At 41.5% G+C, this 12,584-nt stretch carries 10 protein-coding genes; all 10 read left to right on the top strand.

Features of this window, described 5'->3' with window-relative positions:
* The first annotated feature begins 38 nt into the window (after positions 1-38).
* The 10 genes from QWZ07_RS02410 to tssE all read left to right on the top strand — a co-directional run bounded on the left by QWZ07_RS02410 (position 39) and on the right by tssE (position 12,581).
* Positions 39-2,117 (top strand): type VI secretion system Vgr family protein, encoded by a 2,079-nt coding sequence (locus QWZ07_RS02410; RefSeq protein WP_192853939.1) that lies wholly within the window; start codon positions 39-41, stop codon positions 2,115-2,117.
* Entirely contained in the window at positions 2,117-2,602 is a 486-nt protein-coding gene (locus QWZ07_RS02405) for a hypothetical protein (protein WP_065113073.1), read from the top strand. The genes QWZ07_RS02410 and QWZ07_RS02405 overlap by 1 nt, the downstream gene beginning before the upstream one ends.
* A gap of 25 nt (positions 2,603-2,627) precedes the next feature.
* A complete protein-coding gene (locus QWZ07_RS02400; RefSeq protein ID WP_192853940.1) occupies positions 2,628-3,947 on the top strand; it encodes a hypothetical protein in 1,320 nt (439 codons plus the stop codon).
* Positions 3,928-4,920 (top strand): DUF2169 family type VI secretion system accessory protein, encoded by a 993-nt coding sequence (locus tag QWZ07_RS02395; protein ID WP_192853941.1) that lies wholly within the window; start codon positions 3,928-3,930, stop codon positions 4,918-4,920. The genes QWZ07_RS02400 and QWZ07_RS02395 overlap by 20 nt, the downstream gene beginning before the upstream one ends.
* Positions 4,913-5,866 (top strand): hypothetical protein, encoded by a 954-nt coding sequence (locus QWZ07_RS02390; RefSeq protein WP_192853942.1) that lies wholly within the window; start codon positions 4,913-4,915, stop codon positions 5,864-5,866. Before QWZ07_RS02395 ends, QWZ07_RS02390 begins: the two co-directional genes overlap by 8 nt.
* A 668-nt stretch (positions 5,867-6,534) precedes the next feature.
* Positions 6,535-8,526 carry a serine/threonine protein kinase gene (locus QWZ07_RS02385; RefSeq protein WP_192853943.1) on the top strand — a complete coding sequence of 664 codons (1,992 nt, stop codon included), beginning with the start codon at positions 6,535-6,537 and terminating at the stop codon, positions 8,524-8,526.
* 1 nt (position 8,527) lies between these two features.
* Positions 8,528-10,102 (top strand): type VI secretion system protein TssA, encoded by a 1,575-nt coding sequence (tssA, locus tag QWZ07_RS02380; RefSeq protein WP_192853944.1) that lies wholly within the window; start codon positions 8,528-8,530, stop codon positions 10,100-10,102.
* Between the two features lie 17 nt (positions 10,103-10,119).
* Positions 10,120-10,626, top strand: a complete 507-nt coding sequence (gene tssB / locus QWZ07_RS02375) for a type VI secretion system contractile sheath small subunit (RefSeq protein WP_017064520.1) — start codon at positions 10,120-10,122, stop codon at positions 10,624-10,626.
* A gap of 8 nt (positions 10,627-10,634) precedes the next feature.
* The gene (gene tssC, locus QWZ07_RS02370; protein WP_017062582.1) at positions 10,635-12,110 is read left to right on the top strand and encodes a type VI secretion system contractile sheath large subunit; all 1,476 of its coding nucleotides are present in this window, start codon (positions 10,635-10,637) and stop codon (positions 12,108-12,110) included.
* Positions 12,111-12,170: 60 nt separating this feature from the next.
* Positions 12,171-12,581, top strand: a complete 411-nt coding sequence (gene tssE / locus QWZ07_RS02365; RefSeq protein WP_017067543.1) for a type VI secretion system baseplate subunit TssE — start codon at positions 12,171-12,173, stop codon at positions 12,579-12,581.
* Positions 12,582-12,584: the final 3 nt, after the last annotated feature.

Below are 12,584 nucleotides of genomic sequence, written 5' to 3'. Positions count from 1 at the left end.
GTTGGCCCTATTTCTATTATTAGTATCAGGTAAAAGATATGGTGAATGACGTAGAATTTAAGTTTGAACTGCAAGGCTCTGAGCATGATTTTCGTGTGGAGAGCTTTCAGGTAATCGAAGAGCTTTCAAAGCCTTTTCAAATCAGCCTATCATTACTTTCACTTGATCCTGATATCTCATTTGATGCACTCATCCGTAAACCAGGTAGTTTGACTCTATATGGCCAAGGTGTCAGTGCGGCGAGATGCTTTCACGGCGTAGTTAATGAAGTTCGTTACCTTGGATCGGGTAGGAGATTCTCCCGTTACCAACTGACTCTTGTTCCGCAAGCTTGGTTTTTGAGCCAAAGACAAGACTGCCGAATTTTTCAACAAAAATCAGCGTCGGCGATCATCTCTGAAGTTTTAGATGATGCGTCAGTAACTGATTATCGATTAGAGTTGTCAGGCGTATATCCTTCAAAAGAATACGTGCTCCAATATCGAGAGACAGACCTAGAGTTTGTTCAACGAATTTTGGCAGAGCATGGTATGTGGTACTACTTTGAGCATACAGAAGCTAACCACACAATGGTTATTGTCGACAGTAATGATGCAATAGCTGAGTTATTGAGCTCACCACTAAACGGGTCTTATTTGGGTCCTATTGTTTATCATGCTGATGGTGGTGGTGTTGCAGATCGCGAGCATATCTCTGATCTTGAACTTGTGAATCGAGTGAAAACCGGCCACGTTACTTACACTGACTATAACTACGAGTTTCCGAAAATCCCTCAGGAAATGAGCAGTTCCGGCGAACTCGATTTAGACCTGAAATTGTTCGATTTCCCAGGGCGTTACGTTGATCCAATGATGGGTCAAGTAAGATCAAATGAATGGATGTCTGAATATGTTGTTGATAATCAGCAAGTGGAGGCGACCAGTAATGTCATGAGGCTGGCGTCTGGATACAGTTTTAGTATCAGTGAGCATCCACGTTCAGCAATCAACCGTGATTATCTCATGTTATCGGTAATGCATAGTGGCCATGACCCTCAGGTTCATGAAGATGAAACTAATGGTCTGCCAACTACATATCACAATCAGTTTGCGTGCATTCCTAGGAATGTTGAGTTTAGAGCTCCAAAACTTGAGGCTCCTTTGGTTGAAGGTACACAAACAGCGGTCGTTGTGGGGCCTGCAGGCGAAGAAATCTATACTGATAAGCTTGGGCGAATCAAAGTTCAGTTCCATTGGGACCGTTATGGCGAGAGCGATGAGCATTCCAGTTGTTGGATTCGAGTTAGCCAATCAATGGCAGCACCGACTTGGGGGGCGGTATACCTACCTCGCATCGGTCATGAGGTGGTTGTTACCTTCCTAGAGGGAGACCCTGATAGGCCTTTAGTTACTGGTGCAGTTTATAACGGACTTCATTATCCTCCTTATTCGTTACCAGAGAACAAAACGCGTACAACTTTCAGAACTCAAACGCATAAAGGGACAGGCTATAACGAGTTGAGCTTTGAAGACGAAGCTAACCAAGAAGAAGTCTACATTCATGCGCAAAAGGACATGTCGACCAAGGTCTTGAATAACCGTTACCGCGACATAGGCCAGGATGAGTTTTTAAAGGTTGCACGCCATCAGACAAATGATGTTCACGGTGATCACAAAGAGACCATTGACGGACACAAGACCACCCAAGTTAACAGCACGTTTACTGAAACTGTCGAACAAGATGTATCCGTTACTTACAACGCTAATGAAACTCAATATGTTAAGAACAACTCTGACTTAGAAATTGGAGACAATCAAATTACCAAGATTGGTAAGAATGATGATTTGGATGTTGGTGAAAACAGCAATTTAACGGTAGGTGCATCAAAAAGTTCTGATATAGGAGCCGATGATAACCAGACGGTTGGTGGCAACTTAACGGTCTCTGTTAAAGGAAACACTTCATACAAAGCCGATGGTGCGACGCAGGTCATAAGCGGCGACAAGATAGTACTCAAAACAGGTGGTTCGTCATTAGTGATGAATAGTGACGGGTCTATCAAGTTGTCAGGTTCCTCAATAACCATCGAAGGAAGCGATAAAGTTGTAATCAAAGGTGGAAACGTGGCGATCAATTAATGATGGAAAAACAAACCCCAATTATACAAACCATCACCGAACAGCAAGCCGAATCAACGGCTTGCTTTTCGCGTTTTGGAACGATTGTATCGATTAACGAAACTAAGAGTGGTGTTCGCGTCGATTTCGAAGGAAACCCGTTGCTGCAGCCAATTAATGCGAGGTTGGGGAGAGGGTTTAAATTAGCCGAGTTGCAACTTGCTATTGATAACAACCTTTCATGTCGTATCGAGTTTCTTAATAACGACTTTAACCTTCCTTTAGTCACAGATATCTTTTTCTCCATTGTTGATGACTCGGATGAGTTTGTACTGAGAGCAAAGAAAATGGTTATTGAAACGGAACAAGAGTTAATTGTGAGAAGTGGCGAAACAGAGACTCGTTACAGCGGCCGTGATGGCCGAATTACCACCAAAGCCAAATATGTGACTTCTCAAGCAGAGAAGGCTCAAAAAATTCAAGGCGGCACCATCGCGATCAATTGATCGTGTTACTAGATTGGATTCACGGATGCGTCAAAAAATAGGTATTGATCAACTAAACAAGCCGATTACTAATGAAGGTTTGGAACTCGCCATCACTAATGCGGAAAGTACGCTCACTTTATTGGACGAGCTTCCTACCAAATGGCTGGATATGTGTAATGAAAAGCTGTCACTGGCTTCGGAGACACTCGGTTTCTTGTTAAAGCAACGCTTACAAGTACATAAAAGGGGATACCCAAGCGCTAAACTGGAGTATTTGGCGCTGGCTGAGCGTCAGATTGAAGACCTAAAAAATGTTTATTTGTCTTTCTATCGATTGGCTCCGGGATTGATTCATCAATTAAAGCAGAGCGAACCAACCATTTATGCTTGGCTCATGTTGAATTCTGAGATTGGACAAGAGCACGAAAACCTACTTTGTGGTTTATCGATACTTGATGTTTTGGATTACCAAACCGCAAAATTGCTAGTTGTTCAGTCACCATTATCAGGTATCGACTCTGTGGTAATCGAAATGGTTGAAGGTGGTTGTAAACTGCCCCTGCTTTACTTGGAGTGCTTACAGTTACGCCAAACTGTCACAGTTGGTCTGCTAAAACGTTGGCTTAAAGATAAGCGGTTTTCTGAGCATAAAACACATTTATTTTTATCGTTACAAAATGATGCAGAAAGCGTTGCCTGGTTAGCTGAAAACTCAAATAGCAGTCAGAACCTGTTTGAGCGATTACTTACGAAAGAGGATAGAGGGACATGGTTTCGTCAGGAATTTGGTACCTCAATCGATAGTGTATCTGATCCTGAAGTGGTCACTTTTGCCAAACTTTTGGAGCTCAAAGAGTTTGAGAGCTTTAATCTGAGTAGTGTACAGGCTCCGTTCGATTTTGTATTACACGGTCTGAATGAACATGTTCCGAAAATAGTTGAATTAGTATCAAGCCTTGACGAGTTCGAAGGTGAGGATTGGATCCAAGCGCTTTACATTGTCTATGGGAAACGTTTACCAGTGACACCAAAAAATTTGGGGATAGACTTTGAGTGGCACGAAATACTCGAAAAGCTAAAAGAATGGGTCGAAATTGGCGCCTACAGACAAGCGTCACCGGGTCGATTGGGACAACCTTTGACTCTAGAAACCAGTATCCAAGCCATGTTCGATACTCAAGTCAGTGCTGCTTTTAGGGTTTGGATTTGGCGTCAGGTTTGCCTCCATACTCGCTCATACATCCCTTGGGATATGGCTATGCCAGTTCATCAACAAGAGTGGAATATCACGCGACTAACCCAGAATTCAACAGCCTCAGAAAGGTTTAATCTAAGGAATAATAATGCAGTTGTGGGATATTGAGAACCATCCAGAACTTTCAATCAAGGGCCGTTTTCAACGGGACCATAATGGCAATGAGGTGTGGATTGTCGTTGGAAAACGTTCATGGCAACTCGTAGGTTCTGTTTGGAAGGAGCAAGAAGAGGCAGAGATCTATGACGATCCTGTCTATCTGGGTGAAGCAGGGCTTTCCGCGATGAAAGCTGACCAAGAGTTCTCAGTTGTTAAAACCAACACAGATGTACTGATTTTCGGTAAGGCCCGAAGCTACGCGAAAAAGGCAGTTACGTACCATGAGTGTCGGCTTTTGATTGATGGCCATATCGACAAAACCATATCGGTACTTGGTGATAGGCAATGGATTGAACACGGAGGTAGCGTAACGCTAAGTAAACCACTCCCATTTGTGGAAAAAGAGATCGATTTCTCCTGTGCTATCGGAGGCGATTTAAGAAACCGGCTCGGCGGAGGTATTGCTGATACTAAAGGGGAACTATTGAAACAGAAGGTTCCTTCGGTTTTTTATCCTACGGAAGATTGGAGTGCGACACCCAAGAATACACGGGTTGCTGGATTTGGCCCGTTAGCCCCATTTTTTGGGGCTCGTCAGCAATATGCTGGCACTTTTGATGACGATTGGCTAGAGAATAGGAAACCTCTTTATCCCGTAGACTTTGACCAACGTTTTTATCAGAGTGCGCCACTAGACCAACAATGCAAAGGCTTCATATCTGGCGGTGAACGATTGATGATGAGTGGCTTTTGCCATAATGATGCACTCTCTTTCCGTTTCCCCCAAGAGATGTATGTAGCAGAAGCTCAATTTAAAAATGCAAACTATCAAGTAGATATGCCTATTTCTACGGTTTTCATTGATACAGAGGCTCGCATACTTTCAATCAGTTACAGCGCTGCCTTTCCATGTCAAGGCGAGGAGCATCTTTTAGTGTCAACGAAGATCCATAAAAAACAGGAGTTGTCCGATAATGAATAACAATTCAGCACGATTCGTTATTGGTATGGAAGCCATGACACCAACGGGCATGAATCTTGATATTGCCACAACAGTTGCCAAAGCGGATTTGGGAAGGTTCGATCAGCAAGTGGCCGGTGATGGGATTGAAAGGTTCACGTACGCTAGCATTGAATACATTTCCAGTACATCATTGTTTGACAAGTGTTCGGCGCTTATTGAGAGCTTGATCGACTCTCTTTTAAAGCAGTTACCTACATCATTAAAGCCTATTCCGTTACTCGTCAATGTACCGGGCTCTATTTCTGCAGTGGAGATGAGTCAGTGGTTAAGTGAATGTAAGCATTGTGATTCAATATCACGTTATGAAGTGGTTCAACAAAGTGGACCATCATACTTGACCACATCATTGGTTAAGTTGAACCAATTCGATGCAATAATGAGTATCTCAGTAGATTCACTTGTTGATGATCTCAGTGACTTAATCGAAGCTGGAGATGTCATGAGTTCGACTAATCCATGGGGCATAATACCGAGTGAGGGCGGGGCGGGTTTACTGTTATGTCGGAATAACTTGGTGCAAACGTTAAAGCTTAAACCCAAAGCAAAGTTAGGTTATTTCGAAGTAGAACCTGCAAATACAACGCGAAGGTCAGTAATGAAGCTCGTCAGGAATGCGAGTCGCAATATCAAGAGTTTTGGGCCTGTATTCTCTGATATGACTAATCTGAGGTCTCATACTGAAGATTATGGATTCGCGTTAGGTGCACGCGCCGAATGTTTTGATAACCCACAGCAGCCCACGTTAATTAATGATTTATGGGGCACATTGGGTAGTTGTTCTGCATTGGCATTAATGGCCTGCACTATCCAAGAGGTAACGCACAATAGCCCTGTAACCCTGTTAATGTTTGATGTTAAAGGAGAAAGGGCGTTGCTCCAACTCACTTGTATGAAACAGACCTGATTACATAGCCGTGATACGAAACGTTAATATTATAATCATTATCACATGAAAATTATCTGAAAGGCGATTCAGTAGACAAAGTTAGTCTTAGCGTTTATTTAGATCCAATTTATTCATCAAGCCGCTTTAGTTGCTGCACCGCTCTATCTCTAAATTTTTAACACCTTAATGAAACTGATGTGTATTTTTTATCATCGTAATTAAATATAGCGTTGTACATTCCAATGACGAACTCAAGCTTAGGAGCGGGGCTTGATGGTTTTATGATAAGTGAGCAGTATTTCAGTGCTTTACCATACTCACTTGATATCGAACTATTCCTAATTCCTATTTGGTGAATCCACTTCCCAAACACCTATTCCAATTATAGAGATAATCAATATTATTTCTGAACATTACTCAGATAAACGAACAATTCGTTTTTATTAGAATGAACTAAAAATGTGACTCAGTTAACAATGTATTTTTAGTTCGTTATCTACGTGGATAAGTACCCTAATTTTTAACCAAAATTAGTTAGTTAAAGCGTTTGTCGTAATGTTCGGTTGTTTAGTAATAATAACTGAATTAATAGTCTTACTGATGGTTTTAAATACTGCTATTGAAAAGGGTATTGGACAGTAATTATTATCCAGCATTAATTTATTTCGTTTGATAAAGAGTTTAGCGTGTCAGAAAAGCAAGGGACAGCCAAAGGTTATCTAGATAAGTTGGTTGTGAAAGCGATCGAAAAGAAAAATCAGCAAGCTCAGAATATGGCTAATAAAAATAAGCCCAAGCTAGAGTATGTGATTTTCTCCCAATTTGACGTGTTAGATACATTACCTTCAAAAAATGGCAAAACGACTGTTTATCACCTGGCAAAGAAAGGGAACCCTGAAAAACAGGTTTGCTGTAAGGTTCTAAATGAAGGTTCATCTGAACTTGCGAATGAATTAATCATTAATGAAGCCAGTCGTCTTGAGATGTCTCAACATCCTAGTGTTGCTGATTTCATTAAAATAGGCAAAGAGTTCGATAGACCATACTTTATGTATCAGTGGATTCAGGGTGAATCTTTGGCTGAAAAAATGGCTCGTCATACTCCTAAAGGTTTTAGGCATGATCATATTGCGTGGCTGATATATCAATTGTCTGGTGCGCTTGAGTTTATGCACACGAGAGGTGTCTGCCATTTAGATATTAAACCTTCAAACATTATTGTTACAGAGTCCGATTATGTAAAGCTGATCGATTTTGGTGCTGCTCGTTATGTTGGTGAATCTAATACTTACGCAGAAGCAAGCATGAGCTATGCGTCTCCTGCGTTTATAAAGTCTGGCGTGGCTCAACCTCAAGATGACGTCTATTCATTGGCGTTATTAACTGGGCATCTATTTCTTGGTGCTGCATTTGGCGATGCTTGGACAACTCAATTACAAGCAAAAAAACGACCAGGTTTAATCCCTAACCATGTATGGAAGTTAATTAAAGAGGTTGTCAACAACCCTCGACAGCACAGATATACAGCAACTTCGTTTGCGCAGCAACTAGCCAAGATCGATACCCAAAAATTTGGTGCTGATGTAAGTGCTCCTTTATTTAGTAGTTTACGGAATGCTGATCTCGTTCTAACCAAACATCGAACTATTGACAGAATTCAAAGTGGTCGACTTCGATACTTAGAAGCGAGTTTGGTTCTGTGTGTCGTAATTATCACTGGCACATATTTATATAACCAAGGTCAGCCTGAATGGAAATCGATTGTTAAATCGACCAGCAGTTCAAGTAGCCTTGTGAGCACTATTAAACCTGCACAAACCGCGTCTTTTTTAGCGCAGTCTCCATGGGATATTGAATTCGCGTTACAAGATATGGAAAAAGATGTCGTCTCGACAGCTCCTTACCGAGAAGCTTATGAAGTCCAACAGAGCAAATTAGCTAAGTTGTATAAAAACTATGAATCGGACTTGAATGAATATGAAGGGGCGGTCGATCTACTTCCTAAAACTCTGATGTCGATCCGGCATGATCTCGTTGTTTTGCGAGAAAAACTGAACAGTGACGGCTCTCTATTTCCTTATGCAGATAAAGCGCTGACGGAAACGATGGCAAGTCTGAATAAGGCGACCATCAATTCGCAAAATATTGCCGCCTTTGGTGGGAATCAAGAACAGCGTTTAGTCGAACTCATCTTAGATGGGAAATCAGATGTTGCAGACAGTGATATTGAAACTGCTTGGAAAGTAAACCAGTCAAGAGCCTATTTTTATAGTCATGTATTACCGCGAAAAGTGCTCAGCGGAATAGATGCCTCGATAGAGAAAAATGCAAAGCAGCATTATTACACCAAAGCAATTCTTGAGGCAGAAGCTGCGCAATCATTTTTTGGTAACACGCCAAAATTGAAAGCTAAAGTAAGAGCTCTAAAAGTAGCAAGAAGCGAATTTATCTTGTTCAGTACTGTAACTGAACAGTCAGTATTTGGTCGACAGAAACTTCACGACTCGTTAGCTGATCTAGAGACTAATGCCCCTAAGAAATTCAGCGAAATAACGGAAATTCTTAATAGTATGGCAAGTGATTCTATAGACAAAAGTCATCAACTATCTAAACCAGCGCGAGGTGCTATAGCAATCGAGCGAGCAATTAGAAATTACAATTCTGAAAGCAGAGGTTAACTTGAGTCTGATCGATACTGAAACGCTATTAGCACCAATATCTGAACACTCACCAACTGGTGAGGATGCTAGGTACGAGTTTTGCTATGAAATGATGGAAGCCGAAGTGAAAAAATTTGGTTCATTATTTGGTGAGACTGTTGACTGGCATATAGTAAAAGTTCATTCGATTGAAGTGCTAAGTCAGCATAGTAAGGATCTTAAAGCGCTTTGTTATCTAATCCGTTCTTTGGTAGAGGATAAAGGCGTGATAGGGCTTGAGGAAGGGTTATCTTTGCTCAATGACTCAATCAGTCGTTTTGGTCATGAGTTATACCCTAAACGAAAAAGAGGTAGAGATGGGGCTGTTGAGTGGCTCAATCATCAATTCAAACTCGTGGCGACTAAATTGTCTGCAGAATCCCTTGACTGGGAAGTTCTATCTCGATGTACCACACTAACTGAAGGTATCCAGCGTCAGTTTGACGAGATATTTCAAGACTCTGATGTAGACTTTTTCGAATTAAAAAGTCATTTGAATCAACTAATGCAGAACGCATCTCTAAATGAAGAAACGTTGGTTGAACACAGCGAGGCTGATTCAGAACCGCTCATTGATGTTGTTGCACTGTCCGAGAAAGCGATCGTTCCACAAGGCCAAGAAGCTGACAGTCCGAAGACGCACACCACGCCTAATCAGAAACGAAATAAACCTCGAGAACACAGCACTGTAGACGTTGATACAGATTTTTCGTCTCCGACTGCATCAAAGCGTACGTTAAAAAAAGTGTCTGAGATCATGGTGCATTCAAATCCGACTGAACCTTTAGGATATCGGATTTACCGTCACCTGACATGGGCCGACGTTGATGGTTTACCTGATCACAAAGACAATCTAACGCCTCTTAGCCTCGCTGTTTCATCAGACCAGCAGGCGGAATATCGAGATAAAGCAAATCAAGAAAGTGATATCGATACGATCAAGCGTCTAGAACGAACACTTACTGATGCGCCATTTTGGCTGACTGGGCATTATTTCGTTTATTCAATGTTAGACAACCTTGGGTATGACGAAGCTGCGTTGGCTGTAAAGCAAGAAACAAAGAGATTTGTCGATTCTTTTGAGGGAATTGAGAACCTCTCTTTCAAAAATTCTATTCCATTTGCGGATGAAGCAACGATTACTTGGTTGTCTACAGGTAACGCTTGTCCTTCGGGTAAGTCGTCAATAATTCAAACTATTGTTGTAGCTGAAGATGATCTATCTGAGATGGAGGATATTGCCCTAGGTGACTTGGGTAAATATGTGGCTGAACTGTCAAACAAACTCGAGTTGGATAACTCCGGTCGTGGACAATTCATGTTGCACTTAAAGTTAGTGAAAGCCTACCAAAGTGTTGGTTTATACCCTTTGTGCTTGCCTTACTTGGAACAAAGTTGGGCGGTGGCTAAGGAACTAAATCTATCAATTTGGGAACCCCATTTGTTTTTTTCTTTAGAAAATCTAATTCAAAAAACTCTAAAGGAACTATATCGAACTAAGGATTTTTTACCTGTGAGATATAGCGAATGGGAAACAATTTATGACCAGCAATAAACTAGAAAGGACTAATTATGTCACGTGATGGCTCGGTGGCTCCGAAAGAGCGAATTAATATACGTTATGTTCCAGCAACAGGCGATGCGTCTGATGATGTTGAACTGCCCCTAAGTATGATGGTTGTCGGTGACTTCACTGCTCGTGCAGATGAAACTCCGATCGAAGAGCGTAATCCGATTAATATCGATAAAGATAACTTTAACGAAGTATTAGAAGGTTACGCTCCGAATATCAAAGCAAATGTTGAAAACCGTCTTTCTGATGAAGAAGGTGCGCAAATTGGCGTTGATATTACATTCAAAAATATGAAGGACTTTACTCCAGAGTCGATTGCGAAGAGCGTTCCTGAGCTGAATGGTTTACTAGAACTTCGTGAAGCCTTGGTTGCATTGAAAGGCCCTCTAGGGAATGTACCTGCTTTCCGTAAGAAGATTGCAGCAGTTCTTCAAGATGAAGAAGCAAGAAAGAAACTTTTGGATGAACTAAGCATTGGTGCAGACCAAGGCGAAAAAGCAGAGTAAGGAAGATCATGTCGGCAGAAGCACAAGCACCAGAACAAGAAGCAGCTCTAGTTGAGTCAGGCTCTCTTCTGGATAGCATTCTAAATGAGACTCGCCTTAAACCTAGTGATGAAGGTTTTGACGTTGCAAAGCGTGGCGTTGAAGCATTCATTGGTGAGTTATTAAGCAGCTCAACAGTAGAAAAAGTAGACCAGTCTTTAGTTGATTTGATGATCTCTGAGATTGATCAAAAGTTGTCTAAACAGGTTGACGCAATTCTTCACAACGAAGAAGTTCAAGCGATTGAATCAACATGGCGTGGTCTTAAATATCTTGTTGATCACACGGACTTCCGTGAAAACATTCAAATCGAACTTATTTCGGCTAAGAAAGACGAAGTTCTAGATGATTTTGAAGATGCTCCTGAAGTAGTGAAATCAGGTTTGTATAAGCAGATTTATACTCGTGAATACGGTCAATTTGGTGGTAAGCCGGTAGGTGCCGTTATTTGTGACTACCAACTATCTGCGTCTTCGCCTGATATCAAATTAATGGAATATATGGGTAATGTAGGTGCTATGTCTCATGCACCATTTATTACTTCTGCATCTTCTCAATTCTTTGGTTTAGATTCTTATGAAGAATTACCAAACTTAAAAGACTTAAAGTCGGTATTTGAAGGTCCTCAGTATACTAAGTGGCGCGGATTCCGTGAGCACGAAGACGCACGTTATGTGGGGCTTTGTACATCACGTTTTATGCTGCGTACGCCATACTCAGTTGAAGACAACCCAATTAAGGCGTTTGACTACGATGAAATGGTTACAGACAGCCATGACAATTACCTTTGGGGTAACTCAGCTTATGCTATGGCTTCAAAGATCAGTGAGTCGTTTGCAAAATATCGCTGGTGTCCAAACATTATTGGCCCGCAAAGTGGTGGTGCGGTAACCGATTTACCGGTTTATAACTTTGAAGCGATGGGTCAGATCGAAACTAAGATCCCAACCGAAATTCTGGTTTCTGACCGCCGTGAGTATGAACTTGCAGAAGAAGGCTTTATGGCTTTAACAATGCGTAAAGGTTCTGATAACGCAGCGTTCTTCTCGGCAAACTCAGTTCAAAAACCAAAGGTGTTTGCGAATACACCTGAAGGCAAGCAAGCTGAGATGAACTACAAATTGGGTACTCAGCTACCTTACATGTTCATTATTAACCGCTTAGCTCATTACATTAAAGTACTTCAACGTGAGCAAATTGGTTCTTGGAAAGAGCGTACCGATTTGGAAGTTGAGCTTAATAAATGGATCCGTCAATACGTATCTGACCAAGAGAACCCGCCAGCAGAAGTTCGTGGTCGTCGACCGTTACGAGCGGCTAAAGTCGAAGTGTCTGACGTTGAGGGTGATCCAGGTTGGTATAAAGTATCAATGTCTGTTCGTCCTCACTTCAAGTACATGGGCGCGAGCTTTGACTTATCTTTGGTTGGTAAGCTAGACCAATAATAAGTTTGGAAATAAATAAGCGGCCAGGTTCACTGGCTGCTTTTTTACTTAGAGTGTTATATGGAAAAAGGTTACCGATTATTAGAAAGAATTGAACTTGGTGAGCCGAAAAACTGTTATGAAAAAGTGGTTTCACATAGGCATTTAATTGAATCCATTCATCTGCACCTTGCTGATTTGCTTAATACTCATGCGGGTAATGCAATGATCGATGGGGAATATGGCTTACCTGATTTCAATGATGTTCTATCGAACAACACCAATTTAGTTCGTCACATCCAAAAGAACATCACTTCCACAATAGAAAGCTTCGAACCTCGGCTACGAAGCGTTGAAGTGCATTACCGAGAAAATCACAACAACCCTCTTCAATTAGGCTTTGGCATATGCGGAGAAGTCTTACACAACGGTGGAAAAGTTCCGATGTCTATCGATGTCTATATGGGAACTGACGGCCAATTTAACGTTTAGTAG

Source organism: Vibrio lentus (genome assembly GCF_030409755.1).
GTDB lineage: Bacteria > Pseudomonadota > Gammaproteobacteria > Enterobacterales > Vibrionaceae > Vibrio > Vibrio lentus.
Note: the sequence above shows the minus strand (reverse complement) of the source record. Positions and strands in the feature narration are given on the sequence as shown.

What these genes read in the sequence shown, in the direction of transcription:
- QWZ07_RS02405 (WP_065113073.1), top strand. Translation starts at nt 2,117, where the DNA reads ATGATGGAAAAACAAACCCCAATTATACAAACCATCACCGAACAGCAA.
- QWZ07_RS02390 (WP_192853942.1), top strand. Translation starts at nt 4,913, where the DNA reads ATGAATAACAATTCAGCACGATTCGTTATTGGTATGGAAGCCATGACA.
- QWZ07_RS02410 (WP_192853939.1), top strand. Translation starts at nt 39, where the DNA reads ATGGTGAATGACGTAGAATTTAAGTTTGAACTGCAAGGCTCTGAGCAT.
- QWZ07_RS02395 (WP_192853941.1), top strand. Translation starts at nt 3,928, where the DNA reads ATGCAGTTGTGGGATATTGAGAACCATCCAGAACTTTCAATCAAGGGC.
- tssB (WP_017064520.1), top strand. Translation starts at nt 10,120, where the DNA reads ATGTCACGTGATGGCTCGGTGGCTCCGAAAGAGCGAATTAATATACGT.
- QWZ07_RS02400 (WP_192853940.1), top strand. Translation starts at nt 2,628, where the DNA reads ATGCGTCAAAAAATAGGTATTGATCAACTAAACAAGCCGATTACTAAT.
- tssE (WP_017067543.1), top strand. Translation starts at nt 12,171, where the DNA reads ATGGAAAAAGGTTACCGATTATTAGAAAGAATTGAACTTGGTGAGCCG.
- tssC (WP_017062582.1), top strand. Translation starts at nt 10,635, where the DNA reads ATGTCGGCAGAAGCACAAGCACCAGAACAAGAAGCAGCTCTAGTTGAG.